At 73.2% G+C, this 24,657-nt stretch carries 24 protein-coding genes and 1 pseudogene; 13 read left to right on the forward strand and 12 right to left on the reverse strand.

Annotated features, from left to right (window positions below; all coding sequences use genetic code 11):
* Window positions 1-76: 76 nt before the first annotated feature.
* Both PYS65_RS12330 and sigE read right to left on the reverse strand, forming a co-directional pair.
* The gene (locus PYS65_RS12330) at window positions 77-1,159 is read right to left on the reverse strand and encodes a zf-HC2 domain-containing protein (RefSeq protein WP_279333999.1); all 1,083 of its coding nucleotides are present in this window, start codon (window positions 1,157-1,159) and stop codon (window positions 77-79) included.
* Window positions 1,156-1,857 carry an RNA polymerase sigma factor SigE gene (sigE, locus tag PYS65_RS12335; RefSeq protein WP_279334000.1) on the reverse strand — a complete coding sequence of 234 codons (702 nt, stop codon included), beginning with the start codon at window positions 1,855-1,857 and terminating at the stop codon, window positions 1,156-1,158. Before sigE ends, PYS65_RS12330 begins: the two co-directional genes overlap by 4 nt.
* Before the next feature lie 233 nt (window positions 1,858-2,090).
* On the opposite strand from sigE, the gene PYS65_RS12340 reads away from it, so the two are divergent.
* Entirely contained in the window at window positions 2,091-2,789 is a 699-nt protein-coding gene (locus PYS65_RS12340; protein WP_279337929.1) for an O-methyltransferase, read from the forward strand.
* A gap of 146 nt (window positions 2,790-2,935) precedes the next feature.
* Here the strand turns inward: PYS65_RS12340 and PYS65_RS12345 are convergent, their stop codons facing one another.
* Both PYS65_RS12345 and PYS65_RS12350 read right to left on the reverse strand, forming a co-directional pair.
* Window positions 2,936-3,103: a DUF3117 domain-containing protein gene (locus PYS65_RS12345; protein WP_003966491.1), complete on the reverse strand. Its 168-nt coding sequence runs from the start codon at window positions 3,101-3,103 to the stop codon at window positions 2,936-2,938.
* A gap of 152 nt (window positions 3,104-3,255) precedes the next feature.
* Complete coding sequence (locus tag PYS65_RS12350; protein ID WP_279334001.1) at window positions 3,256-3,420, reverse strand: hypothetical protein; 165 nt, start codon at window positions 3,418-3,420, stop codon at window positions 3,256-3,258.
* Window positions 3,421-3,483: 63 nt separating this feature from the next.
* Between PYS65_RS12350 and chcB the strand changes: the two genes are divergently transcribed.
* Entirely contained in the window at window positions 3,484-4,287 is an 804-nt protein-coding gene (chcB, locus tag PYS65_RS12355; RefSeq protein ID WP_279334002.1) for a 2-cyclohexenylcarbonyl CoA isomerase, read from the forward strand.
* 40 nt (window positions 4,288-4,327) lie between these two features.
* Here chcB and PYS65_RS12360 read toward each other — a convergent pair whose 3' ends face one another.
* Together PYS65_RS12360 and PYS65_RS12365 are read right to left on the reverse strand one after the other, a co-directional pair.
* The gene (locus tag PYS65_RS12360) at window positions 4,328-4,912 is read right to left on the reverse strand and encodes a DNA-3-methyladenine glycosylase I (protein ID WP_279334003.1); all 585 of its coding nucleotides are present in this window, start codon (window positions 4,910-4,912) and stop codon (window positions 4,328-4,330) included.
* A complete protein-coding gene (locus tag PYS65_RS12365; protein ID WP_279334004.1) occupies window positions 4,909-5,271 on the reverse strand; it encodes a DivIVA domain protein in 363 nt (120 codons plus the stop codon). The genes PYS65_RS12360 and PYS65_RS12365 overlap by 4 nt, the downstream gene beginning before the upstream one ends.
* Window positions 5,272-5,457: 186 nt before the next feature.
* Here PYS65_RS12365 and folP point away from each other — a divergent pair, with 186 nt between their 5' ends.
* Window positions 5,458-6,318, forward strand: coding sequence for a dihydropteroate synthase (gene folP, locus PYS65_RS12370; protein ID WP_279334005.1), 861 nt, complete (start codon window positions 5,458-5,460; stop codon window positions 6,316-6,318).
* Window positions 6,319-6,452: 134 nt separating this feature from the next.
* Here the strand turns inward: folP and PYS65_RS12375 are convergent, their stop codons facing one another.
* Complete coding sequence (locus PYS65_RS12375; protein ID WP_279334006.1) at window positions 6,453-7,211, reverse strand: LOG family protein; 759 nt, start codon at window positions 7,209-7,211, stop codon at window positions 6,453-6,455.
* A gap of 140 nt (window positions 7,212-7,351) precedes the next feature.
* A complete protein-coding gene (gene dapE / locus PYS65_RS12380; RefSeq protein WP_279334007.1) occupies window positions 7,352-8,431 on the reverse strand; it encodes a succinyl-diaminopimelate desuccinylase in 1,080 nt (359 codons plus the stop codon).
* Window positions 8,432-8,512: 81 nt separating this feature from the next.
* Here dapE and PYS65_RS12385 point away from each other — a divergent pair, with 81 nt between their 5' ends.
* Together PYS65_RS12385 and PYS65_RS12390 are read left to right on the forward strand one after the other, a co-directional pair.
* Window positions 8,513-9,586: a VldE C-terminal domain-containing protein gene (locus tag PYS65_RS12385; protein WP_423836083.1), complete on the forward strand. Its 1,074-nt coding sequence runs from the start codon at window positions 8,513-8,515 to the stop codon at window positions 9,584-9,586.
* A gap of 335 nt (window positions 9,587-9,921) precedes the next feature.
* Window positions 9,922-10,075, forward strand: a pseudogene (locus tag PYS65_RS12390) (ATP-binding protein); the annotation flags it as partial.
* A gap of 263 nt (window positions 10,076-10,338) precedes the next feature.
* On the opposite strand, the gene PYS65_RS12395 reads toward PYS65_RS12390, so the two are convergent.
* Together PYS65_RS12395 and fdxA are read right to left on the reverse strand one after the other, a co-directional pair.
* The gene (locus PYS65_RS12395) at window positions 10,339-11,436 is read right to left on the reverse strand and encodes a bifunctional succinyldiaminopimelate transaminase/glutamate-prephenate aminotransferase (RefSeq protein ID WP_279334008.1); all 1,098 of its coding nucleotides are present in this window, start codon (window positions 11,434-11,436) and stop codon (window positions 10,339-10,341) included.
* 189 nt (window positions 11,437-11,625) lie between these two features.
* A complete protein-coding gene (gene fdxA, locus PYS65_RS12400) occupies window positions 11,626-11,943 on the reverse strand; it encodes a ferredoxin (RefSeq protein ID WP_055572727.1) in 318 nt (105 codons plus the stop codon).
* 140 nt (window positions 11,944-12,083) lie between these two features.
* Between fdxA and PYS65_RS12405 the strand changes: the two genes are divergently transcribed.
* The 6 genes from PYS65_RS12405 (at window position 12,084) to PYS65_RS12430 (ending at window position 19,621) form a co-directional block, all read left to right on the forward strand.
* The gene (locus PYS65_RS12405) at window positions 12,084-13,121 is read left to right on the forward strand and encodes a GNAT family N-acetyltransferase (RefSeq protein WP_279334009.1); all 1,038 of its coding nucleotides are present in this window, start codon (window positions 12,084-12,086) and stop codon (window positions 13,119-13,121) included.
* Window positions 13,122-13,138: 17 nt separating this feature from the next.
* Complete coding sequence (locus tag PYS65_RS12410) at window positions 13,139-13,990, forward strand: SirB1 family protein (protein ID WP_279334010.1); 852 nt, start codon at window positions 13,139-13,141, stop codon at window positions 13,988-13,990.
* An 83-nt stretch (window positions 13,991-14,073) separates the two neighbouring features.
* A complete protein-coding gene (locus PYS65_RS12415) occupies window positions 14,074-14,547 on the forward strand; it encodes a MarR family winged helix-turn-helix transcriptional regulator (RefSeq protein WP_279334011.1) in 474 nt (157 codons plus the stop codon).
* 208 nt (window positions 14,548-14,755) lie between these two features.
* Entirely contained in the window at window positions 14,756-16,405 is a 1,650-nt protein-coding gene (locus PYS65_RS12420) for an MFS transporter (protein WP_279334012.1), read from the forward strand.
* 199 nt (window positions 16,406-16,604) lie between these two features.
* The gene (locus PYS65_RS12425; protein ID WP_279334013.1) at window positions 16,605-19,277 is read left to right on the forward strand and encodes a winged helix-turn-helix domain-containing protein; all 2,673 of its coding nucleotides are present in this window, start codon (window positions 16,605-16,607) and stop codon (window positions 19,275-19,277) included.
* Window positions 19,278-19,423: 146 nt separating this feature from the next.
* Window positions 19,424-19,621: a hypothetical protein gene (locus tag PYS65_RS12430; protein ID WP_279334014.1), complete on the forward strand. Its 198-nt coding sequence runs from the start codon at window positions 19,424-19,426 to the stop codon at window positions 19,619-19,621.
* A gap of 18 nt (window positions 19,622-19,639) precedes the next feature.
* On the opposite strand, the gene PYS65_RS12435 is transcribed toward PYS65_RS12430, so the two are convergent.
* Window positions 19,640-21,049 (reverse strand): DUF2252 domain-containing protein, encoded by a 1,410-nt coding sequence (locus PYS65_RS12435; protein ID WP_279334015.1) that lies wholly within the window; start codon window positions 21,047-21,049, stop codon window positions 19,640-19,642.
* A gap of 171 nt (window positions 21,050-21,220) precedes the next feature.
* On the opposite strand from PYS65_RS12435, the gene PYS65_RS12440 reads away from it, so the two are divergent.
* Together PYS65_RS12440 and PYS65_RS12445 are read left to right on the forward strand one after the other, a co-directional pair.
* On the forward strand, window positions 21,221-21,664 hold the full coding sequence (locus tag PYS65_RS12440) for a PLDc N-terminal domain-containing protein (RefSeq protein WP_279334016.1): 444 nt from the start codon (window positions 21,221-21,223) through the stop codon (window positions 21,662-21,664).
* Between the two features lie 96 nt (window positions 21,665-21,760).
* Window positions 21,761-22,189 (forward strand): DUF7144 family membrane protein, encoded by a 429-nt coding sequence (locus PYS65_RS12445; protein WP_279334017.1) that lies wholly within the window; start codon window positions 21,761-21,763, stop codon window positions 22,187-22,189.
* 87 nt (window positions 22,190-22,276) lie between these two features.
* On the opposite strand, the gene PYS65_RS12450 is transcribed toward PYS65_RS12445, so the two are convergent.
* Window positions 22,277-24,523 carry a hypothetical protein gene (locus PYS65_RS12450; protein WP_279334018.1) on the reverse strand — a complete coding sequence of 749 codons (2,247 nt, stop codon included), beginning with the start codon at window positions 24,521-24,523 and terminating at the stop codon, window positions 22,277-22,279.
* Window positions 24,524-24,657 lie beyond the last annotated feature (134 nt).

Raw genomic sequence — 24,657 nt, forward strand, 5'->3', positions numbered from 1 at the left:
GCAGTCGGCCTGGGCGCGCCCCTGGATTCAATCAGGTTCGCACGCCCGTGCGCAGCGGACGGGATCGGTGCACGGGTCAGCGGAGCATGCGGGAGGACGCCGAGGAAACGGAGGAACCCGAGGAACCCGAGGAAGTCGAGGAGTCCGAGGCCGCCGAGGACACAGCGGGGGCCGGAGTCGCGGTCGCACCGACCGTGGAACCGGTCGCGGCGGAACCAGGAGCTGCGGACACGGGGGCGGTGGGGAACGCACCGGGCGTCATGAGCCCGGTGGTCGTCTCCCACGTGGACAGCACGAGCGGCGGGGCCGTGCTGAGCGGCGGTATCAGCGGGGACACCAGGACCGCGTCGACCATGACCGGGGCCGCCAGGGCGCTGTGGTGCCGGTGGGCGGGCGGCGGCACCCCGGGAAGCAACGGCGCGGAAGCCTGTGCCGGAGCGTCGTCCGGGGCGCTCTGCCCCTGCGGCTGACCGACCGACGGTGCGGCGCCGCGGCGCCGCTGGGAGTCGGGCGCCGTCGCCGCCGCACTGCCCTGGGTGCGCATCGGGATCGCGTTGCTGCCGCTGCCCGAGCCGCGGGCCACCGTGTCGGTGGGCGTGACCCCGGCCACACCGCCGAGGGCGATCGCGGCCAGCGACACCGCTCCGGCGGCAGCGGCGGCGAACCGCAGCCCGCGCGAGGCGGGCCGGTCCGGCTCCGGCCGGCTGACGTCATGGATGCGGAAACCCCGGTCGGCTCCGATCGCGCCCGCCGGCAGCGGAGCGTGCCGCCGGGAGGGCGCGTAGGCGAACTCGAACCGCTCGTCACGACCGCCGGTCCCGAAGACTCCGGAGATCCGGCCGTGCGGTCCGGACGGGTCGCCCGGCAGCCCTCCTCCACCCAGCGGTGAGCCACCTCCGAGGTCACCGCCCGCGGGCAGGCCCTGGAGGCGGGCCAGGAAGCTCTCGGAGGGCGGTGGCGGGGCCGCCTTCGCGAAGACGTTCTTCAGGCGGCGCTGCGCGTCCACCTCCGTTCTGCATTTCGCGCAGGTGGCGACGTGCGCCAGTACGCGCTCTCGCGCGTCATGACCGAGCTCTCCGTCCACCAGGGCGGAGAGTCGGTCTCCCAGGTGCTGCTCTGCGAGGTGTCCCTCGGCAGGTTTCGGCCGTGACCCACTCACGCGCTCGTGCCCCCTCCTCCCAGTGCGGGAACACGCGGCACGAAGGAGCGGCGCTCCGCGCGCGCCTGGGGCGAGCGGTGAGCGAGCGCCTTGCGCAGCTGGGAGCGCCCGCGGTGGATCCGGGACCGGACCGTGCCGAGCTTGACGCCGAGGGTCGCGGCGATCTCCTCGTACGACAGTCCCTCGATGTCGCAGAGGACGACCGCGGCGCGGAACTCCGGAGCGAGGGTGTCGAGGGCCTGCTGGACGTCCGCGTCGAAGTGGGTGTCGTTGAAGATCTGCTGGGGGCTGGGCTCCTTGCTGGGCAGCCGCTCGGCCGCGTCGTCACCCAGCGAGTCGAACCGGATCCGCTGCTTACGGCGCACCATGTCCAGGAAGAGGTTGGTGGTGATGCGGTGCAGCCAGCCCTCGAAGGTGCCCGGCGTGTACGTCGACAGGGAGCGGAAGACGCGGACGAAGACCTCCTGGGTGAGGTCCTCCGCGTCGTGCTGGTTACCGGTGAGACGGTAGGCGAGCCGGTAGACCCGGCCGCTGTGCGTGCTGACGATCTCCTCCCAGGTGGGCGGAGTCCACGCCTGCCCGTCCGCGTCGGTGGAGAAGCTCGCGGTCTGGGCCGGCCCGGCGGCGTGGATGTGGTCAGCAACGGTGTCGTTCACGGATTTCGGCCTGCCCGCCGATCCGAGGAAGCGCCTGAGCACTCCGCCCCGATCCACAGGCGCAGCCGCACCTCCCCTATCGGCTCTGGTGGTGTCCAGTGGAGCCCCTACCATAGCCACCTCGCCCGTTAGCTCCGGATAAGCGGTTTTACGAGAAGTTGATCTGGGCCGGCGCGGCTCGCGGGCCCGCGCCGGCATCTGCTCGGTGTCCTCACTCATCCGCCTGCCCCCTCACGGCACACGCCGCCTGCTCTTCCTCTTGAACGACCGGTCCCATCAGTGGGTTCCCGGCGCCAACGGATAAAGTCACGCCGAGGCAACCACGGGGACAGGAGAGGGTCATTACCGCCAACCGGCAGACGAGCTGGGCGTTCTCGGACGCCTATGTCGCCGAGGACGAGGCGCTGCACTGGGCCCGGGACCGGGCTCGCGAGGCAGGGCTGCGCTCGGTGGCGCCCGGCACGGGCGCGGCTCTGCGGTTGCTCGCGGCCACCGTGGACGCCAAGGCGGTCGCGGAGATCGGCACGGGATGCGGAGTCTCCGGGGTCCACCTGCTGCACGGCATGCGGCCGGACGGGGTGCTGACCACCGTCGACCAGGAGCCGGAGCACCAGCAGTCGGCCCGTCAGGCCTTCCGCACGGCGGGCTTCGCCGCCAACCGGGCCCGCTTCATCCCCGGCCGGGCCCTGGACGTCCTGCCCCGTCTCGCGGACTCCGGTTACGACCTCGTCTTCTGCGACGGTGACCGGCTCGAGTACCAGGACTATCTCGCCGAATCGTTGCGTCTGCTGCGCCCGGGAGGCCTGGTCGCCTTCGAAGGGGTCTTCGCGAGCGGCAGGACGGTGGACTCCGGTCCGCAGCCCACCGAGGTGCTGCGGCTGCGGGAACTGGTGCGGACCGTGCGTGAGAGCCAGGAGCTGGTGTCGTCACTGCTGCCCGTGGGCGACGGACTGCTCTGCGCGGTGAAACGGTGAAGCCGTCAAGTGGTGAAGCGGTCAAGCCGTGAAGCGCTGAGCAGACCCGCAAACAGGCCCTGACCTGCACAAACAGTCGCCCCGGTACCGCGTGCGGTACCGGGGCGACTGTGAACTGAAACCGAAAGGGTATGGTCGCTTGCGCGTCAGCCGACGACCTTCTTGAGGGCGTCGCCGAGCGCGTCGGCCTCGTCCGGGGTCAGCTCGACGACGAGCCGACCGCCGCCTTCGAGCGGAACGCGCATGACGATGCCCCGCCCCTCCTTGGTCACCTCGAGCGGGCCATCACCCGTCCGCGGCTTCATGGCCGCCATGCTCGTTCCCCTTCCTGAAACCCAGCTAAACCGTCTGAAGCCGACGGCCCACTGAAGGGCACCTGCGGTCCTTGAAGCAGGACACACGCCACCGGCATCGAACACATTGCTTCCAGGCCATTATCCCGCATCGCACGACCCGATGACCAACATCAGTCGGCATCGCTTGGGCAACGCGCGCGAGCAAAACCACCCAATTCGGCGATGTGGCTGCGATACTGCGCCACCTCACGCTGTTCCGTCGAACGAAAACGACCGGTAATTCTTTGACGCAGGTCACATACGGGCATCGCCCCACCCCCGGCGATCTCCGTCATGCTGTCCTGCACAGGGGCGTACCGGCCGGTACGCCCCGAGCCGCCACGCGGAGGGGACACACCATGGCCGACACCGTGCTCTACGAGGTGCGCGACGGACTCGCGACGATCACGCTGAACCGCCCGGAGGCGATGAACGCGCTGAACGTGGCGGCGAAGGTCGCGCTCCGGGACGCGGTCCGGGCCGCCGCGGACGACGACGCCGTGCGGGCCGTGCTGCTGACCGCCGCCGGTGACCGGGCGTTCTGCGTCGGGCAGGACCTCAAGGAGCACATCGGGCTGCTGGTCGCCGACCGCGAGGACGGCACGGGGCGGACGATGGAGACGGTGCGCGAGCACTACAACCCGATCGTGAAGGCGCTCGCCGGGGCCGCGAAGCCGGTGGTCGCCGCGGTGAACGGGGTCGCGGCCGGGGCGGGCTTCGGCTTCGCGCTGGCGGCGGACTACCGGATCGTGGCCGACACGGCGGCGTTCAACACGTCGTTCGCCGGGGTCGCGCTGACCGCGGACTCGGGGATCTCCTGGACCCTGCCGCGGGTCGTCGGCCCCGGTCGCGCGACCGACCTGCTGCTCTTCCCGCGCACCATCCCGGCCCAGGAGGCGTACGACCTCGGGATCGCGAACCGGCTGGTCCCCGCCGCCGAGCTGCGCGCGGAGGCGGAGAAGACGGCGCGGGCGCTGGCCGCGGGGCCGACGGTGGCGTACGCGGCGCTGAAGGAGTCGGTGGCGTACGGGCTCGGCCACTCCCTGGAGGAGACGCTGGAGAAGGAGGACGAGCTCCAGACCCGGGCGGGCGCCTCCGAGGACCACGCGATCGCCGTGCGCGCCTTCGTCGACAAGGAGAAGCCGAAGTACCTGGGCCGCTGACCGACGGCCCGGGGACCGGACTCCAGAACCGTCCGGCGGCTCAGGGCCGCCGGGCGACGCAGTCCTTCAGGTGGTCGTCGACCAGGCCGCAGGCCTGCATCAGCGCGTAGGCCGTGGTCGGGCCGACGAAGCGCAGGCCCTGTTTCTTCAGCGCCCTGGACAGCGCCGTCGACTCGGGGGTGACCGCGGGGACGTCGGCGAGGGTCCTCGGCGCCGGGCGGCCGGCCCGGTCCGGGGCGTGGGACCAGATCAGGGCGTCCAGGTCGCCGGGCGCCCACCCGGCCAGCAGGCGTGCGTTGGCCAGGGTCGCGTCGACCTTGGCGCGATTGCGGATGATGCCGGTGTCGGCCAGCAGCCGCTCCCGGTCGTCGTCGGTGAACTCCGCGACGGCCGCGATCCGGAAACCGGCGAAGGCGGTACGGAAGCCCGGACGGCGGCGCAGGATCGTGATCCAGGACAGGCCGGACTGGAAGGCCTCCAGGCTGAGCCGCTCGAAGAGGGCGTCGTCTCCGTGGACCGGGCGGCCCCACTCCTGGTCGTGGTAGGCGATGTAGTCCTCGGCGGACAGGGCCCAGGGGCAGCGCGGGGCGCCGTCCGGGCCGGCGAGGGCGGCGCCGCCGGTCACGGCTGCTCGCCCTCCGGGTGCGCGGCGGGCTTCTCCATGGAGATGTGGGCCGCGGCGGCGCGGGCGCCGACGAGGGCGGACTCCAGGTCGGCGATCCGGGCGTCGCGCTCGGCGAGCTCGGCGCCGAGACGGCTGAGGGCGTCGTCCACGTCGGCCATGCGGTAGCCGCGGACGGCGAGCGGGATGCGCAGACCGTCCACGTCCGCGCGGCCGACCGGGCGGTCCAGCGGCAGGGAGTCCGTCAGACGGTCGGGGACCGCCTCGGGCAGCGGCCCGTTCTCTCCGCCGCCCACCACGGCGAGGGTCACCGCAGCGACCACTACGGCGAGCGCGACGACCAGGAACAGGAACATAACCATCGCTGGGGCCCCCACGGTTGGATCGGGTCGGATACGGACCGGAGTCGGGTGTGTGGCTCCGATCGTGCCATGCGAGTCTGACAGTCAGGGTCACAGGCGGTCATGGACGGCCGCGGACCGGACGGAACCCGGGCCACACCTTATAAACCATCACGGACTCTTACGAACGAGGAGAGGTCACAGGGGATGTTCAGGCTGGGCAGGCGGGAATTCGCACCGCACGAGCCGGTGATCATGGCGATCGTGAACCGGACCCCGGACTCCTTCTACGACCAGGGCGCGACCTTCCGCGACGAACCGGCGCTCGCGCGCGTGGAACAGGCGGTGGCGGAGGGCGCCGCGATCATCGACATCGGCGGGGTGAAGGCCGGGCCGGGCGAGGAGGTCTCCGCCGAGGAGGAGGCACGGCGGACCGTCGGTTTCGTCGCCGAGGTCCGGCGGCGCTTCCCGGACGTCGTGATCAGCGTGGACACCTGGCGGCACGACGTGGGCGAGGCCGTGTGCGAGGCCGGGGCGGATGTGCTCAACGACGCGTGGGGCGGGGTCGATCCGCGGCTCGCGGAGGTCGCCGCGCGGTACGGGACGGGACTGGTGTGCACCCACGCGGGGGGCGCCCGGCCGCGGACCCGGCCGCACCGGGTGACGTACGAGGACGTGATGGCCGACATCCTCGAGCGGACCGTGGCACTGGCGGAGCGGGCCGTGGCGCTGGGGGTGCCGCGGGAGTCGGTGATGATCGATCCCGGGCACGATTTCGGGAAGAACACCCGGCACAGTCTCGAGGCGACGCGGCGGCTGGACGAGATGGTCGCCACCGGGTGGCCGGTGCTGGTGTCGTTGTCCAACAAGGACTTCGTCGGGGAGACGCTGGACCGGCCGGTGAAGGAGCGGGTGCTGGGGACCCTGGCGACGACGGCGGTGTCGGCGTGGCTGGGGGCGCGGGTGTACCGGGTGCACGAGGTGGCGGAGACACGGCAGGTGCTGGACATGGTGGCGTCGATCGCGGGACATCGCGATCCCGCGGTGGCCCGGCGGGGGCTGGCGTAGGGGCGTAGGACCCGCCCTTGTCGGGGGGGCGGGAGGCTCCCCCCGGCAGGGGGCGGGAGGCTCCCCCCGGCAGGGGGCGGGAGGCTCCCCGGCAGGGGCGGAGCCTCCCGCACGCACCCTCACGCCCTACCGCCTCAGCGGCCCGCCTCCTTGGACACCAGGGCCACCGCTTCGTCGACGTCGTCCGTGACGTGGAAGAGGAGCAGGTCCTTGTCGGCCGCCTTGCCCTGGGCGATGACCGTGCCGTGCAGCCAGTCGACCAGACCGCCCCAGTAGCCGGTGCCGAACAGGACGATGGGGAACTGGGTGATCTTCTGCGTCTGGACCAGGGTCAGGGCCTCGAAGAGTTCGTCGAGGGTGCCGAGTCCGCCGGGCAGGACCACGAAGCCCTGCGAGTACTTGACGAACATCAGCTTGCGCACGAAGAAGTACCGGAAGTTCAGACCGATGTCGACGTAGCTGTTCAGCCCCTGCTCGAACGGCAGCTCGATGCCGAGGCCGACCGAGACGCCCTCGGCCTCGCACGCGCCCTTGTTGGCCGCTTCCATGGCCCCGGGGCCGCCGCCGGTGACCACCGCGAAGCCCGCCTCGACCAGTCCCCGGCCCAGCCGGACACCGGTCTCGTACTCCGGTGAGTCCAGCGGTGTGCGCGCCGAGCCGAAGACGCTGATGGCGGGCGGCAGCTCGGCGAGCGCGCCGAAGCCCTCGATGAACTCCGACTGGATGCGCAGCACCCGCCAGGGGTCGGTGTGCACCCAGTCCGAGGGCGCGCGCCCGTCCAGCAGCCGCTGGTCCGTGGTGGTCGTCTGGACCTGGCTCCGCCTGCGGAGCACCGGGCCCAGGCGCTGTTCCTCCGGTGGGCTCTTCTTGCCCTCGGGGTTGCCAGTAGCCATATGTGCTCCCTCCTGTTGCCGTCTCCCCGCTCGGGGGACGCCGAGGCGCCGGGGAGAGATCGTTCCATTTCAGCGTAGATCTACGCGGGTTACGCGCGGGGGACGTCAGCATGTCCGCGGGACAGCGTTCCGAAACTCCCTCACGCGGTCAGCCAGGACCGCAGCCGTTCCTCCCCCGCCAGGATCTTCGCCGTGTCCACGCGTTCGTCCCGCTTGTGCGCCAGGTGCGGGTTGCCGGGACCGTAGTTGACCGCCGGGACGCCGAGCGCCGAGAAACGGGAGACGTCCGTCCAGCCGTACTTGGGCTGGGGGGTGCCGCCCACGGCCTCGATGAAGGCCGCCGCGGCCGGGTGGGACAGGCCGGGCAGGGCCGCACCGCTGTGGTCGTCGACGACGAACTCGGTCACGCCGCAGTCGGCGAAGACCTCCCGCACGTGGGCCAGCGCCTCTGCCTCCGAACGGTCGGGCGCGTAGCGGAAGTTCACGGTGACGACGCACTCGTCGGGGATGACGTTGCCGGCCACGCCCCCGGAGATGCCCACCGCGTTCATGCCCTCCCGGTACTCCAGGCCGTCGATCACCGGGTGGCGCGGCTCGTAGGCGGCGAGGCGGGCGAGGACGGGGGCCGCCGCGTGGATCGCGTTGGAGCCCATCCAGCTCCGCGCGGAGTGGGCGCGCTCGCCCGTGGTCCTCAGCAGCACCCGGAGGGTGCCCTGGCAGCCGCCCTCCACCTGGCCGTCGGAGGGCTCGAGGAGCACCGCGAAGTCGCCCTCCAGCCAGTCGGGGTGCTGCTCGGCGACGTGCTTCAGCCCGTTGAGGTCCGCGGCGACCTCCTCGTTGTCGTAGAAGACGAAGGTCAGATCCCGGTTGGGGGCGGGGACGGTGGCCGCGATGCGCAGCTGGACCGCCACACCCGCCTTCATGTCACAGGTGCCGCAGCCCCACAGCACGCCGTCCGCGTCGAGCCGGGAGGGGAGGTTGTCCGCGATCGGGACGGTGTCGATGTGGCCGGCGAGGATCACCCGCTCCGCGCGTCCGAGGTGCGTCCGGGCCACGACGTTGTTGCCGTACCGGTCGACCGTGAGGTGCGGCAGGTCGCGCAGGACGGACTCGATCGCGTCCGCGAGCGGCTTCTCGGTGCCGCTGACGGAGGGGAAGTCGACGAGCCGCGCGGTCAGTCGTGCCGCGTCCAGGGTGAGGTCAAGCGGGATGTCGGCCATGACGTCGACCCTAACGCGCGGGTCCGGGCACACTGCCCACACCCGGCACACACGCCTCGTACTCTCCAGTACCTTGTACGCGTGTCAGAGCCACCTCTTCCTTCCAGGCGCCGGGGCCGTCTCCTCCGCTTCGGGGCGGCCTCCGTGGTTCTCCTCGGAGTCGCCGGCTACCTCGCGGTCCAGTACGACTCGGGGGGCGGCAGCGGGCCGGGCTGCCGCGTCGTGTCGGGCAAGGGCGACGGAGCCACGTACGAGTTCACTCCGGAGCAGGCGGTGAACGCGGCGACGATCACCGCCGTGGGCACCGCGCGCGAACTGCCCGAGCGGGCCGTGACGATCGCGTTGGCGACGGCCCTCCAGGAGTCGGCGCTGCGGAACATCGACTACGGCGACCGCGACTCGCTCGGCCTGTTCCAGCAGCGGCCCTCGCAGGGCTGGGGCACACCGGAGGAGATCATGGACCCGGTGTACTCGGCGGAGAAGTTCTACGAGGGCCTGGAGAAGGTGCCGGGCTACACCCGGCTGCCGCTCACCGTCGCCGCGCAGCGGGTGCAGCTCAGCGGCTTCCCGCAGGCGTACGCCAAGCACGAGCCGGACGCCACCCTGCTGGCCGCCGCCCTCACCGGTCACTCGGCGGCCACCCTGACCTGCAAGGGCCGCCCGGGGACGGCCCGTGCGGCGGGTACCGACGCGGTGCGCGCGGCGCTGGCCCGGGACTTCGGAGGGGGCACGCTGGAGCCCGCCGGTGCCGAGGTGAGCGACACGGCGGACCCCTCGGCCCCCTCCCCCGTGCCGCCCGCGTCGTCGCCCCCGCCCGACGCTCCCGACGCGCCCTTGGCGGATGCCGACGTCGACTCCGACGGGCGGACCGTGACGCTGTCGGTCCGCGCCGACGCCGACGCGGGACGGAAGGCCGGGGCACAGGGCTGGCAGCTCGCGCACTGGGCCGTGGCCAACGCCTCCGAGTTGCGCCTGGAGCGGGTGGCGTACGCCGGACGGGAGTGGACCGCGGGGAACGCCGGCCACCAGTGGCGCACGCTCGACGGCGAGACCGCCGGTGAGAACGGCGGCGAGACCGACGGCAAGAACGGTGGAAAGAACACCGGGGCCGCGGGCGACGGCGCGGGCGAGGTCCGGATCACGACCGCGCGGTAGCCCCCACAGGGGCGCCGCACAGTGGTGCGAGAGGTCGCCCCCAGGGGTTGTCCGGAGTGCGGGCCGCTGACGGCGTGCGCGAGGTGTCGCGTCGTCAGCCCCGGTCCGGCGGTGTCCCTTGGGGCCGCGCCGCCGTAACCATTCGCCAGCCCGCCGGACCGCGCACCGTTCGTCCGCTTTTACGCCCAGCCGATCATGCGACGCATTGCCAACTCTTTACGTCGCCCTGCCGCAACCTTCCCTGCCCTCGAGCGGTATTCACTGCGTCCGAGCCCGGGGATCGACCGCCGGGTCCGGACGGACACGCCATCGTCCCCTCCCGCTCAAGGAGCACCATGTCCCTCCCCCTGACCCGCCGGATCGCCCGTGCCGCGCTGCTCGTCGCCGCCGGAGCGGCCGCCGGGGTCGGTGCGGCCGGTTCCGCCGTCGCGGCCCCGGCGCTGCCGGCCACCCCGAACGTCGGCGGGCTGACCGCCCTGGACGGGTCGAACCTGGCCTCCCCCGTGAACGACACGACGCAGGTCGTCAACGACGCCACGGGCACCACCGGCTCCCTCCCCCTGGACGGCGTGCCGACCGCCCGGACCCTGCCGGCCGCGTCGCTGCCGATCGGCTGAGCCCACCCCCACCGCCCCGGCCCGTACGCCGGTGCGTGCCCCCCACCACGCGGACGGGGCCCGGGTTCCCCCGGGCCCCGTCCGCGCACGTCGTGCACTCCACGGCGTCACGCCCGCCGCGTCGTGTTCGCCGCGTCACGCCTTCAGTCGCTCCACCGCCGCGCGGACGCGCTCGTCCGTGGCGGTCACGGCGACGCGTACGAACTTCTCGCCCGCCGGGCCGTAGAAGTCGCCCGGCGCGACCAGGACGCCGCGCTCGGCGAGGCGGCCGACGGTGTCCCAGCAGGACTCGTCGCGGGTGGCCCACAGGTAGAGCCCGGCCTCGCTGTGCTCGATCCGGAAGCCGTGCCCCAGAAGGGCCATCCGCAGGGCGGTGCGGCGGGCCGCGTACCGCTCGCGCTGGACGCGCACGTGCTCGTCGTCGCCCAGGGCCGCCACCATGGCCGCCTGGGTGGGCGCCGAGGTCATCATGCCGCCGTGCTTGCGGATCTGCAGCAGCGGCCCGAGGACGTCGGGGTCACCGGCCAGGAAGGCGGCGCGGTAGCCCGCGAGGTTGGACCGCTTGGACAGCGAGTGCACGGAGACGATGCCCTCGTACGAGCCGCCGTTGACGTCGGGGTGCAGCACCGAGACCGGTTCGGCGTCCCAGCCCAGTTCGAGGTAGCACTCGTCGGAGAAGACGAGGACGCCGTGTTCACGGGCCCAGGCGACGATCCGGGTCAGCTCCGCCTTGGAGAGCACCTTGCCCGTCGGGTTGGACGGGGAGTTCAGCCAGAGGAGCTTCAGGCCCGCCGGGTCCAGTGCGGTCGGGTCGTCGTACGCCTCGTGCTCCGCGCGGGCCAGGCGGGCGCCGACCTCGTACGTCGGATAGGCCAGGCGCGGGTACGCCACCCGGTCGCCGGGACCGAGGCCCAGCTGGGTGGGGAGCCAGGCGACCAGTTCCTTGGAGCCGACGACCGGCAGCACATGGCGGTGGGTGATCTCACGGGCCCCCAGGCGACGCTCCACCCAGTGGGTGAGCGCGTCGCGCAGTTCCGGGGTGCCCCAGACCGTGGGATAGCCCGGGGAGTCCGCCGCGGCGATCAGGGCTTTCTGGATCCGTTCGGGGACCGGGTCGACGGGGGTGCCGACCGAGAGGTCGACGATGCCGTCGGGGTGCCCGGCGGCCGTCTTCTTGTAGGGCTCCAGCTTGTCCCAGGGGAAGGTGGGCAGCCGGTCGGAGACTGCGGACACGGGTTCTGGCTCACTTTCTGGTGCGGCACTGCTGCCGCGCTGCTGCACCGGTACGGCAAACGCCTCGGCCCCGTACGGCGATCGGATGCGATCGGACCGTACGGAGCCGAGGCGGCACGGACGTGCGGGCCGCGCGCAACGGCAGACCCCGGATTCCGGGGCGCACCGCCGGTGCGCGATCAGCGCGTTCTAGGCCTGCGGCGGCAGCGCGGCGATGAACGGGTGGTCTCGCTCGATCAGCCCCAGCTTGCTGGCACCGCCGGGCGAGCCGAGGTCGTCGAAGAACTCGACGTTCGCCTTGTAGTAGTCCTTCCACTCCTCGGGAGTGTCGTCCTCGTAGAAGATGGCCTCGACCGGGCAGACCGGTTCACAGGCGCCGCAGTCGACACATTCGTCCGGGTGGATGTACAAGGACCGCTGGCCCTCGTAGATGCAGTCGACCGGGCACTCCTCGATGCACGCCTTGTCCTTCACGTCGACACAAGGCTGCGCGATGACGTAGGTCACGCTGTCGTTCCTCCTCGATTGGGCGCCGGCGGGCCTCCTCAGGCTCCGCCGCCTGGCGCGCGGGAGCGCGGCGTCGTCGATGCCCGCCCCTAGTATCTCCGTTCCGGGGCAAGATCCGAACAGGAGGGGTGAACTGACCTGTGGAAATATCTGCGGCCGGGCGTCTCGAGGTCCGCATCACCGCTGCTGACGTGGGCAAACGGGTCTCCGTACGAAGCTTGATCCCACACGGTCCACCGGGTGAGAGGTTCACCGACACGGTCGGGGTTCTCACATCATGGGACAACGGTGTGCTGCGGATCACACGAAAGAGCGGGGAAAGCATCCGCATCGCGGAATCCGCCCTGGTCGCGGGCAAGGTGGTGCCGTCCGCCCCGGCCCGCAGGCGCGGTCCGGCCGCCTCGTACGAGGAACTGGCGCGGGTGGCCGCGCGGGCGTGGCGGCCGGTGGAGAGCGAGCGGCTGGGCGACTGGGAGCTGAGGGCGGCGGCCGGCTTCACCCGCCGGGCCAACTCCGTGCTGCCGCTCGGCGACCCGGGTGTGCCGCTGGACGAGGCGCTGACGGCCGTACGCCGCTGGTACGCCGACCGGGGGCTGCCCGCCTGCCTCCAGACGGCGACCGGCGCCGCGGGCGCGCAGGAGCAGTTGTGCGCGGAGCTGGAACGGCGGGGCTGGGTGCGCGAGGTGACCGCCGAGCTGTGGATCGGCGGCCTCGCCCCGATCGCCGACCCGGCCGACCCGGCCGACCCGGCCGAGGGCTCCGAGGTCGTGCTGTCCCGGGAGGCCGACGAGGCGTGGCTCAGGCGCTACCGGCGCAGGGGCGTGAGCGAGGTGGCCCTGGAGGTCCTGAACAGCGGCCCCTCAGTGTGGTTCGCGACCGTGCCGGGCGGGTCCGCGCCGGACGCGATCGGGCGGTGCGTCGTCGACGGGCGGTGGGCGGGCTTCGCGGCGGTCAAGGTGGACCCGGCGCGGCGGCGGCGCGGACTTGCGACGGCCGTGATGGCGGCGCTGGCCCGGCGGGCGCTGGACGAGGGCGCGTCGGCCGCGTGGCTCCAGGTCGAGGAGGACAACGTGGAAGCACGCGCCCTGTACGACAGGATGGGCTTCGCCACGCATCACACGTACCACCACTACCGCGCGCCCGGCTCACCGGCTCCGGCAGGTGACGGATCGCCGTGAGAGGGCACTGACCGGTTATGCGCTCCCCCCGCCCCCCGTCCCCGGAACGGTCCGCCGAACTGCGACGGCGGTTCACCGAGGAGGCCCGCTCCGAGCAGCCGGACCTGTCCGCGCTCTGCCTGCTGGTCGGTGCGGAGGCGGACGGCACGCTGGACGAGGCGGGCATGGACACCGCGCAGATCGAGCTGGACGCGCTGGCCGGCCGGCTCCCCTACCGGCCCGGCTCCCCGCACGCCTGGGCGACGGCGCTGCGGGAGCTGCTGGGCGAGCGGTGCGGATTCCACGGCACCCCGGGCGACTACCGGCGCCTGGAGTCGTCGCTGCTGCACGAGGTGCTGCGCCGCCGGCGCGGGCTGCCGATCCTGCTGTCGGTGGTGTGGCTGGAGGTGGCCCGGCGGGCGGGCGCCCCGGTGTACGGGGTCGCGCTGCCCGGACATTTCGTGGTGGGCCTCGGAAAGGCGGAGCAGCGGGTGCTCGTCGATCCCTTCGACGGGGGGCGGGTGCTGACCGGGGCCGACGCGGATCTGCTGGTCGCCGGGGCCACGGGGGCACCGCTGGACGCGTCGATGCTGACGCCGGCCGATCCGCTGGACGTCGTCCTGCGCATCCTGAACAACATCCGGGCCTGGGCGTCCGCCCGCCCGGAGCGGTCGGACGTGGCGCTGTGGGCGGTGGAGCTGTCCCTGCTGCTCCCCTCCCGGCCGGCCCGGCTGCGGTACGAGCGGGCTCAGCTGCTGGTGCAGCGCGGTGACTTCGCCGACGGCGCGGACGAGCTGGAGGCGTACGCCGAGGTGGTGGCCGCGGTGGACGAGCCGACCGCGGAGCGGATCCGGGGCCAGGCCCGAGCGGCACGGGCCCTGCTCAACTAGGGGGCGATCTCGGCCAGGGGGTCTGGAGCACCGATCGCATGACTATCTTGACATAGGTATGCCCGGATACTTATCATCTTCTGGTGTCCAGCAGCAGTGCCCCCGAACAGCGCGTCGCGCACGTGAGCTCCGAGCTCGCGGCGTGCCTGCCCGCGCTGCACCGGGCCCTGGACCGGCGGGTGGCGAGCGAGTATCCGCACCCGAAGCCGTCCGAGGGGCAGCTCGCCCTGCTGAGGTTCGTCGCCCGGCGTGAGGGCGCCACGGTGCGCGAGGCGGCCGAGGCGCTGCTGATGAAGCCCAACAACGTCAGCGCGCTGGTCTCCCAGCTCACGGAGCGGGGAGAGCTGGAGCGGCGGCAGGACGGCGCCGACAAGCGGATCGCCCACCTCCACCTCACCGAGGCCTCGCGGCAGCGCATCGCCGAGGTGGACACTCTCGAGCAGAGCCATCTCGGCCGGGCACTGCAGTCCCTCACCGACGGTGAGCTGGACGCACTCGGTTCCGCCGTCGGCGCGCTGAAAGCACTGGCCCGGCACCTCCACCCGGCCGCCCACTGACGAGGGCCTCACCGCTCCTCTCCCTTTCCCCAGGGCAGTCCGTCCCCCCGAAGCAGTGCTGCTTCGGGGCGGTTCCCCGTGGGCCGACCCGCTCACGGCCCGGCCCCGCACACCCGACTGCCCGGCTGCCCGGCTGCCCGGCTGCCCGCCCGCGGTCGTGCGCCGCGCGGTTCGTTCGTCCCCTTCAGAGAAAGAAACGGCTTCCTTCATGGCGTCCACACCCGTGGATCACTCCGCCCCCGCCCCCGGCACGGCTGCCTCCCCGCAGTCGACGCTCGAGCGGCTCCGGGCCAACCCCTGGCTCGCGCTGATCGCGGTCTCGTTCGGCCTGCTCATGGTGCAGCTCGACGGTTCCGTCGTCGCCATCGCCAACCCGGCGATCGGCAAGGACCTCGGGGCCAGCACCGCGGAACTGCAGTGGGTCACCAACTCCTACCTGATCGCGCTCGCCGCCTCGATGATCCTCGGCGGCAAGCTCGGCGACCGGTTCGGCCGGCGCTTCTACTACCTCGTCGGCATCGGCGGCTTCGTCGTCACCTCGGTCGCCATCGGCCTGGTCGGCAGCATCGAGGGCGTCATCGTCTTCCGCGCCCTGCAGGGTGTGGCGGGCGGCATCCTGATGCCCAACACCCTGGGCATCCTGCGCGCCGTCTTCCCGCCGAAGCGGTTCCCCCTCGCGGTGGGCATCTGGGGCATGGTCTCGGCCGTGTCGACCTCGCTGGGCCCGATCGTCGGCGGGCTGCTCGTCGAGCACGTCGACTGGGAGTCGGTCTTCTTCCTGAACCTGCCGATCGGCATCGTCGCGCTGGCGTTCAGCGCGGTGGTTCTCGCCGAGTCCAAGAACTCCACCGGTCACCATCGCTTCGACATCCCCGGTGTCGTCCTGCTGGCCGCGGGCATGGTCGCGCTCGTCTTCGGCATCATCAAGGGCGAAACCTGGGGCTGGACCTCCGCCGGGACCCTCGGCTCCATCGCCCTGGGTCTGGCGCTGCTGGTCGTCTTCGGCTGGTACGAGACCCGGCGGGAGCACCCGCTGCTGCCGATGCGCCTGTTCCGCAACCGGTCGCTGACCACCGGCGCGGTCATGACCCTGCTGAACTTCTTCGTGATGCTCGGCGGCATCTTCTTCATCATGCTGTACCTGCAGAACGTGCGGGGCTACACGCCGGTCGAGGCCGGTGTCAGCACCCTGCCGATGTCGATCGCGTCGCTGTTCGCCTCGCCGATCGGCTCCCAGCTGACCGCCCGCTTCGGCGCACGCGTCACGATCCCGCTGGGTCTGACCCTCTCGGCCGCCGCCATGTTCTCCATGCTCACCTGGACCGTCGACTCGTCCTACGCGACGATGTGGCCGCCGTTCGTCGCGATGGGCCTCGGCGTCGGCATCGTGCTGCCCGCCACCGCCGCCGCGATCATCGGCAACGCGCCGGTCGAGGACGGCGGTGTGGCCTCCGGCCTGCAGTCCACGATGCTGCAGATCGGTGGCGCGCTCGGCACCTCGGTGCTGGTCACCGTGATCGCCGGCCGGGTCGGCTCCACGCTGTTCGGCGAGCTGACCGCCGCGGGGGTCCCGACGGACACCGCGCACGGCCTGCAGCAGGCCGAGGACGCCGTCACGATGGGCATCGCCCCGGTCGCCGGCGACATGCCGGCACAGCTCAGGGCCGCCGTCGTCGAGGGCAGCGGCCAGGCGTTCGTCAACGGTCTGCACTCCGCCGTCACCGTCACCGGCGTCCTGTGCGTCCTCGGTGCCGTGGCCGCCGTCATCGGCATCAAGAGCCGCGCCGAGGAGGCGAGGAACACGAGTGCCCGGTCGGCGGACGCCCCGGAGCCCGCGGTGGCCGTCGCCGCTCACTGACACCACAGCGCGCGTGCGGGCACGCATGCCCGGGAGGCGGCGCCGCCGGGGTCGAACTCGACTCCGGCGGCGCCGCCTCCGTGTCTTCCCGGGCCGCCCCCGCGCGGACACCGCCGCGGCGCGCGGGGCGGGGCCGACGCTGGGATGCTGGAAGGTGAAGCGCCGCGCGTGAGGCGGCCGACGGTGGGTGGTGAGCGCCATGGCCATCGACGACGTCCCGGAGCGGGACACCCCCGACCTCCCTGATGTCGATCCCCGGGGGGACCCGTTCCTGCGGACCCGGTACGCGGTCCCCCCGAGACCGGTCACGTTCCTGCGCCGGGAGCGTCTGATCCGGCATCTCGACGGTGCCCTCGCCACACCTCTGACGATCGTCAACGGGGCGGCGGGAGCCGGCAAGACCCTGCTCGTCGCGGACTGGGCGGCCGGCCTCGGCCGGCCCGTGGCCTGGCTCACCACCGACGCGCCGCATCTGCGGCCCGGCGTGTTCTGGGCGTACGTGCTGCGGGCCCTGCACACCGCCGGGGTGCCGGTCCCCGCGGCGGTGGGCTGCCCCGCCGACCCGAGCCGGGTGGACGAGGGGCTGCTGAACCGGCTGGCCGCCGAACTGAGCGGCCCGGCGGCGGCGCGGCGGCCGGCGGTCCTCGTGCTCGACGAGTTCGACCGGGTCGCCGCGCCGGAGACGGCCGCCCAGCTGGACTTCGTCCTGCGGCACGCGGGAGGGGGCCTGCGTCTGGTCGTGGTGTCCCGTACGGAACCGCTGCTGCCGCTGCACCGCTACCGGGCCGCCGGAGAGCTGACGGAGATCCGGGACGCGGAACTGGCGTTCACCGCGCGGGAGGCCGGTGAACTCCTCGACCGGCACGGGCTGTCCCTGCCCGCGTCCGTCGCGCACGCCCTCGTGGACCGTACCGGGGGGTGGGCCGCCGGGCTGCGGCTGTGCGCGCTGGCCGCGCGGGAGAGCCCCGACCCGGAGACGTATCTGAAGGAGTTCGAGGCCGGGCAGAGCACGGTGGCCGACTTCCTGCTGGCCGAGGTGCTGAACATCCAGCCGCCCGACACGCAGGACCTGCTGCTGCGGGTCAGTGTCCTGGAGCGGTTCTGCCCCGACCTCGCGAACGCGCTGACGGGGCGCTCGGACGCCGGGCCCGTGCTGCACTCCCTGCACCAGCGCAACGCCTTCGTGCAGCATCTCGGGCACTGCTGGTACGGCCTGCACCCGTTGTTCGCGGAGATCCTGCGGGCCCATCTGGCGATGCGGCACCCCGGTCTGGCACCGGAACTGCACCGGCGGGCCGCGCGCTGGCTGAAGGGCGCGGGATTCCTGCCGGAGACGCTCGTCCACGGCGCCGCCGCCGGTGACTGGGACTTCGCCGCCGGCACCCTGGTCTCCGATCTGGCCATCGGCCAGCTGTTCACCGGGCTGCGCTCGGCCGGTCTGGACGACCTGTTCTCCCGTATGGCGCCCGACGCGACGGGCCCCGCGCCGGAACTCGTCCGGGCGGCCCGCGACCTGGCCCACGGCGATCTGGACCGGGGGCCGGCCCGGCTGGAGCGCGCCGGGAGGCAGGTGGCCGAGGGGGCCGCCCCGGACCCGGTGGCGGCGCGGCTGTGCTGGGCGCTGTTGGAGGTGCTGGCGGCCCGGCTGACGGGGTCCCCGGCGCGTGCGGAGCGGGCCGCCCGGCTGGCCGGGGAGCTGCGCGGTGCCGTACCCGCCGACCTGCTGGACCGGCATCCCGAGCTCACCGCGCTGCTGCTGACCCACCTGGGCTCGGCCCGGCTGTGGGCGGGCCGCTTCGAGGACGCCCGGACGGCCCTGACCGCGGCCGCCACCGGGCCCGAGGGGGCGTCGACCGCGCTGCCCAGACAGGACGCCCTGGCCCAGCTCGCGCTGATCGACCAGCTCAACGGCTGGCCCGGCCGGGCGGAGCACAAGGCGTCCCAGGCGCTGGCCGAGACCGCGCGGTACAGCCTTCCCGGCCCGCCCGGCACCGGCATGGAGCGGCTGGTGCTGGCGGCGGTGGCGGTGGACCGCGACGAGCTGGACCGGGCGCAGGAACTGCTCGACGAGGCGGTCACCCCCACGGAGGGGGACGCCTCGCACGACCCGGTCGCGCTGGCGGGGCGGGCCGTCGCCACGGTCCGGCTGCTGCTGGCCCGCGGTGACGCGCGCGCCGCCGTCCGGGCGGCCCGGCCGGACGTCACCGCCGAGGTGCCCTCCCCCTGGGTGCGGGGCCACGCGGCGCTGGCGGAGGCCGCCGCGCACCTGGCCGAGGGACGGCCGCAGGCCGCCGCCGAGGCGCTCCGCGAGGTGCCCCTCGACCAGCCGGCCTGTGTCGTGGAGGCCGCCAGGCTGCAGCTCGCCGCGGGCCGCCCCGGTGAGGCGGCCGCACTCCTCGACGCACTGCAGGGCGCGGCCCGCACCGGCCCCGGCGTGTCCGTGCGGGCCGCCCTGGTACGGGCCTGGAACGGGCACCTGACGGGCGATCCGGCCACCGCCCGCCGGTGGCTCACCACGGCGCTGCGCGGCGCCCGGCACGGGCATCTGCGCCGCCCCTTCGTGGACGCCGGACCCTGGATCGCACCGCTGCTGGACACGGACCCGCTGCGGGGGCTGGCCGCGGGCTGGCTCGTCACCGGCTCCGCCGACGTGCCGCCGCCCCCGGTGCCGCCCGTGGTGGAGGAGCTGAGCGGCCGGGAGCGGGACGTGCTGCGGCGGCTGGCGCGGATGATGACGACCGAGGAGATCGCCGCCGACCTGTACGTGTCGGTCAACACGGTGAAGACCCACCTCAAGAGCGTCTACCGGAAGCTCGACGTCAACCGCCGCGCGGACGCCGTCCGCCGGGCCCGCGACCTGCGGCTGCTGTGAGCACGGCCGCCGCGCGCGGGCCGTTCACCGCCCCGCCCGCCGCCCCGCTCACCTGCCACGGGTGAGGGCGGGGCGGCCGGGCGGGGTGGACGATCGCAGGGTGGCAGCACGTCTGCCGCCGCTCCCGAGCCGTGGGAGGAGGGCGCATGCACTACGAGATCCGCGTCGACGGCCACATGTCGGACACGCTGACCGAGACCTTCCCCGAGCTGGACCATGTCGTGATGCGGGGCCAGACCGTGCTGTTCGGCCAGGTCGTCGACGAGGCACACCTGTACGGACTCCTGGCCCGCCTGCGCTCCCTGGGCCTGCGCGTCGTCGAAATGCGCCCGACCCCCCACTGACGCCCTGACGCCCGCGGGTCAGAGGGTCTCGACGGGGAGGCGGCCGGAGCGTACGGCGGTCGCGAGTTGTTCGAAGTCCCGCTCGTTGCGGTCGGCGTAGGCCTGGGCGAAGTCGGGGAGGGCCTGGTCGAAACGGTCGCTCGTGCCCAGGTAGGCGGCGATCGCGAGGGGATCGCCGGAGCGGGCGTGGGCGCGGGCCAGACTGCCGCCGCACCAGCCCCCGAAGAGGGCGAGCGTGCGGGCGTCCATGGTCTCCGGGCGCGCGATGCCCTTCCAGTCCCGCAGCTGGCGCACGTAGAAGTCCCGCTGCCGGTCGTCCAGGCCCCGTACCCGGGTCCAGCCCAGGAAGATGTCGCTGCTCGTCTGGATCAGGCGCTGCCCGGTCACCACGCGGCGGCCCTGGTTGTCGAAACGTTCGGCGTCCGTGTACGGCTCGAGCACCGACTCCTGCGCCTCCTTGGCCTGGAGCAGCAGCGGATCGTCGTCGTCCCGGCCGAGCAGGAGCAGGACCCAGCAGCGGGTGCCGACGCTGCCGACGCCGACCACCTTGCGGGCCGTGTCCACGAGCCGGTACCGGCGCAGCAGATGCCGGCGCTCGGAGGACAGGGTGTCCGCGTATCCCTTGAGGACGGAACGCAGTTCGCTCTCCTCGTCGCGGCCGGGCGCGTCGGCCAGCAGGTCGCGCAGCGGGGTGATCAGGGGCGGGTCCGGGGTGATCCGCCGGCCCTCGGGGGTGAGCCGGGTGAGCCGGTCGACGGCCTGGAGGTAGGTGTGGGCGCGGGCCCGCTCGGCGGCCCGTTCGGTACGGCGCCGGACGGACCGGTCGAGGGAGGAGGCGAGGAGTTCCCGCATCCGGTCGACGTCGTCCTGGGCGTACCAGATGTCCAGGGTGCGCATGCCGGCGAAGTCCCGCATCCGTTCGCGGTACGCCCGTGCGCAGGCGATGACCGTCTTGTTCTGCTCCCGCGCGGAGAAGCCGTTGGCTCGGCCGGCGATGACGAGGCTGGCGGCGAGCCGTTTGACGTCCCATTCGAAGGGGCCGGGGAAGGTCTCGTCGAAGTCGTTGATGTCGAAGACGAGATGCCGTTCCGGTGAGGCCAGCAGCCGGAAGTTCAGCAGGTGCGCGTCGCCGCACAGCTGCACCTCCAGCCCGCTGTGCGGCAGCGTGGCGAGGTCGGCGGCCATGATCGAGGCGGCGCCCCGGTAGAAGCGGAACGGCGACTCCAGCATGCGCCCGTACCGGATCGGGACCAGTTCGGGCACCCGCGTGGCCGACTGGCGCGCGAGCACGTCGACCGGGTCGAAGCGGTCGGGGCCGGGCGCGAACCGACTGTGCGCCGAGCGTGCGACGCGTTTGCGGGCCAGTCGGCCCCGCTCGGTCCGCTCGGCCGGGGAGAGGGCCGCGGCGACGGCGCTCGGTGCGGTCATGGTCCGGCCTCCTGGCTTCTGCCGGCTTCGGCCGGCTTCGGCGTACGTCCGCTCTCCAGCGCACCGCACTCCGTACCCCGCCGGGATCACCCGTCGGGGGTGAGGCGGCACGGTCGTCGCCGTGGGCAGCCTGGAACCGGCGCGCATCCCCGCGCCGGACGGAGGAGAGCCATGAGTCCCGTGACGTACCTCGCGTACGACTACCCCCTGCTCGGAGCCTTCTGGACCATGCTGCTGCTGTTCCTGTGGGTCATGTGGTTCGTGCTGCTGTTCCGGGTCGTCGTCGACATCTTCCGGGACGACTCGATGAGCGGCTGGGCCAAGACCGGCTGGATGATCTTCGTCATCGTGCTGCCCTTCGTCGGCGTGTTCGTCTACGTCATCGCCCGCGGCAAGAACATGGGGCGGCGGGAGATCGCGCAGGCCCGCGCGCAGCAGGAGGCGTTCGACAGCTACATCCGGGAGACCGCGGCGGGTCACGGCACACAGACCGGCACCGCCGACGAACTGCACCGGCTGTCCGAGATCCGCTCGCGCGGCGACCTCACCGACGAGGAGTTCAACCGGGCCAAGGAACTGGTGCTGAGCGGCCACGGCTCCGGGCACGCCCGCTGACCCGCCCCGGACCCGCCCCGGACCCACACCGGACCCACACCGGGCCCGCCCCCACGCCCCGCACCCCGACCGCACACGACGGAATGAGGTGGCGACATGGCCACACACGCTCCGCACGCACACGCACGCACCCGCACACCGTCCGCGAAACACCAGGTGGCCGGTGGAATGACCGTCTTCGGCGGCGTCATGCTGCTGCTCGCGGGGATCCTCGGCATCGTCCGGGGCATCTCCGCGATCGCCCAGGACGACGTCTTCGTCACCACGCAGAACTACGTCTTCAAGTTCGATCTCACGTCCTGGGGCTGGATCCACCTGGCCCTGGGCGTGCTGGCCGTGCTCGTCAGCGCCGGGCTCCTCCAGGCGAAGACGTGGGCGCGGGTGGCCGGGGTGGCGATCGGCGGGCTCATCATGATCGCCAACTTCATGTCGCTGCCGTACTACCCGGTCTGGTCGGTCGTGATGATCGGACTGTCCGGCTTCATGATCTGGGCGCTGTGCATGGTGCGTCCCAGGGACGTCTGAGGCGGGGACCCTCCGGGTGCGCCCCGGAAGCACTCGGCCCCGGCCGCCGCGTGACGGAGGTCACGCGGCGGCCGGGGCCGGTCCCGATCAGCTGGGGTCGGTCTCGATGACGGCGACGCGGTCGCCGGTGCTCGTCAGTGCCTGACGCAGGGCGGCGTAGACGTCCTGGGGCGTGACCGGTGTCTTCTCGCCGTTGCCCCGGGTGATCACCACACCGTCGAAGGTCTGGCCGTAGAGCTCCTCCAGGGCTTTCAGGTCGGGCTTGTCGACCAGCTTGCCGTCGACGGCCTCCACCCTGAGGAACTTCCACAGCGACTTCTGCGGACTCATCGCCACCGAGTGCGCCGCATCGGTCTGCACGGTCACATTGGCCGACATCGCCGGCTCGGCGTACTCCTTCATCATCCGGTCGACCTCGGCCTTGGAGACCGTGGGCTCCTGGATGGTGGTCGGGACCTTCACCGGGGAGGAGGAACCGGTCTCCACCTGGGTCCGGTACGCCGCCTCGATCGCGTCGACCGACTTGTCGACGTCGATGCCCGCGCCGGGCTCGCCGTAGACGGCGACGGCCTTGCCGGACTCGAACGTGATCGTGCCGTCGTTGCCGGAGCCGCCGCCCGCGGCCTCCAGGGCGGCCTGCAGCTTCTCCTCGTCGACGGGGATCTCGGGGTCGACGACGCGGCTGTTGCCGAAGAGCGAGCCGATCACGGAGACCGGGTTGTAGTCGCTCTTCGCCGCGGCGCTGACGGTGGCGTCGGTGTCGAGCTGCAGTCCGGCGTTGTCCGGCTGCAGTTCGACGGTCTTGTCGCCGACGGCCAGCTCGAGCGGCTTGTTCAACCGGTCGGCGAGGGCCTTGTCGAGCGTCTTCACGGCCTCGTCGCGGGTGCCGCCGCCGATGTCGACGCCGAGCACGGTGGTGCCCTTGGGCACGTCGGAGTGGTTCATCAGCAGACCGGCGCCGTAGGCGACCCCGAGGAGGAGGACGACGCCGCCGCCGAGCAGGGGGAGCTTGCTGCGTCCCTTCTTCTTCGGCGCCTTCGAGGACGCCGCCGGGGGCGGGGTCGGGGCGGCCGGCTCGGGGAACCTGGAGGGCGTGAGCGAGCCGCGGCCGCCGGCGGGGGTGTCGTCCGCGTCGAAGGCCGCGCTCGCCGGGACGACCGGGGCGTTCCTGGTGCCGGTGTACCCGGTGGCGCTGTCGTAGTGGGCGTCGTAGCCCGGGGCGTCCGGGTCGGGGGCGTGGATCTGCGGGGTGAGGCTCGCGGTGTCGTCGCTCAGCCCGCTGCCGGGGCCGCCCGCGCCGCGGGGGCCGCTGCCGCGCGGCGGGATCATCGGCCCCCGGCCGGTGACCGGGCCGGTCGTGGGCCCTTCGGGCCCGCCCTGGTACAGCGCCGGCCTGGACTGGCCGGGCTGACCGGACTGACCGGGCGGTCCGAACGGACCGGACGGGCTGGAGGGGCTGGACGCGCCGGGCTGCTCGGGAGCGCCGGAGTGCCCGGCCTGGCCGCCGCCGGCCAGCGCCTCGGTCACGTCGAAGGAACCGGTGCCGCCGCCGCGCCCGGGGGCCACCGGGCCGCCGGTCGCGCCGGAGAGCCCGCCGGCGCCGGGTGCGGAACCGTTCGTGCCGGTGGGGCCGCCGGGCCGGGCGCCGCTCGTCACACTCATGCCGCCGACCACGCCGGCCGGACGTCCACCCGGCCGCGCACCACCGGGCGCACCGGCGCCAGGGGCACCGGGGGCACCGGCGGGGCTGCCCGCGGGCGCCGCGGAGCCCGAACCGCTCGGCGCACCCGCCCCGTTGCCGGAGCCGCCGCCCGTACCGCCCTTGCCCGCGCCGGACTTGCGGGGTGCGAACCAGTCACTGGTCGGCTTCTCCGCCGGAGCCGACTGCTGCGGGGCCGGCTGCTGCGGAACCAGCTGCCCCGAGCCGCCGGACGGCGCGCCCGGAGCCGCCGGCGCGGGCGGCTCACCGGAACCGGAGCCGGGCCCGACGCCCGTACCGGTGCCCGCGGACCCGGGCGTCGGCGCCCGCCCCTCGGCACGGGTGTCGGACTGGGTTCCGCCGTCGTCCGTGCCCTCGCCGTCCGTGACGGGCTTGCGCACGACGACCGGCGGAATGGGCCTCGATCCGGGGATGTTGATCCGGATCCTGGTCGTCAGGGTGGTCTCGGTCTTGCGTTCGTCCGGACGCCGTTCGTCCGACCGCGCGGCCGGCCGGCCCGCGGCCGTCGCCTCGTCCGGAATCGCCGGAATCCCGTAGGGCGGAGTGCCCGACGGGTACGCGGCTCCGCCGCGCCCGTTGGGCCCGGTGGACGGAGTGTCAGTTTCACGACTCAAGGCAGGTTCTCCCGGTTGGCTCCGCCGCCCGTCACGACCTCACGGTGGGGTCCCCCCCGACTCGACCGGAGCCGAGAGTTCGGGGAGGCTCAGCGGCGCGCGCACCACCATACTGGCCACGTACGGCCCGTTTC

Origin of the sequence: Streptomyces cathayae, from assembly GCF_029760955.1 — a bacterium.
GTDB classification, from domain to species: Bacteria; Actinomycetota; Actinomycetes; order Streptomycetales; family Streptomycetaceae; genus Streptomyces; species Streptomyces cathayae.

Excerpts from the sequence above, each read along its gene's own strand:
- PYS65_RS12345 (WP_003966491.1), bottom strand. The coding sequence starts at position 3,103 with ATGGCGGCCATGAAGCCGCGGACGGGTGATGGCCCGCTCGAGGTGACC.
- PYS65_RS12350 (WP_279334001.1), bottom strand. The coding sequence starts at position 3,420 with ATGACGGAGATCGCCGGGGGTGGGGCGATGCCCGTATGTGACCTGCGT.
- chcB (WP_279334002.1), top strand. The coding sequence starts at position 3,484 with ATGGCCGACACCGTGCTCTACGAGGTGCGCGACGGACTCGCGACGATC.
- PYS65_RS12365 (WP_279334004.1), bottom strand. The coding sequence starts at position 5,271 with ATGGTTATGTTCCTGTTCCTGGTCGTCGCGCTCGCCGTAGTGGTCGCT.
- folP (WP_279334005.1), top strand. The coding sequence starts at position 5,458 with ATGTTCAGGCTGGGCAGGCGGGAATTCGCACCGCACGAGCCGGTGATC.
- PYS65_RS12375 (WP_279334006.1), bottom strand. The coding sequence starts at position 7,211 with ATGGCTACTGGCAACCCCGAGGGCAAGAAGAGCCCACCGGAGGAACAG.
- dapE (WP_279334007.1), bottom strand. The coding sequence starts at position 8,431 with ATGGCCGACATCCCGCTTGACCTCACCCTGGACGCGGCACGACTGACC.
- PYS65_RS12410 (WP_279334010.1), top strand. The coding sequence starts at position 13,139 with ATGCGCTCCCCCCGCCCCCCGTCCCCGGAACGGTCCGCCGAACTGCGA.
- PYS65_RS12420 (WP_279334012.1), top strand. The coding sequence starts at position 14,756 with ATGGCGTCCACACCCGTGGATCACTCCGCCCCCGCCCCCGGCACGGCT.
- PYS65_RS12425 (WP_279334013.1), top strand. The coding sequence starts at position 16,605 with ATGGCCATCGACGACGTCCCGGAGCGGGACACCCCCGACCTCCCTGAT.
- PYS65_RS12430 (WP_279334014.1), top strand. The coding sequence starts at position 19,424 with ATGCACTACGAGATCCGCGTCGACGGCCACATGTCGGACACGCTGACC.
- PYS65_RS12435 (WP_279334015.1), bottom strand. The coding sequence starts at position 21,049 with ATGACCGCACCGAGCGCCGTCGCCGCGGCCCTCTCCCCGGCCGAGCGG.
- PYS65_RS12440 (WP_279334016.1), top strand. The coding sequence starts at position 21,221 with ATGAGTCCCGTGACGTACCTCGCGTACGACTACCCCCTGCTCGGAGCC.
- PYS65_RS12445 (WP_279334017.1), top strand. The coding sequence starts at position 21,761 with ATGGCCACACACGCTCCGCACGCACACGCACGCACCCGCACACCGTCC.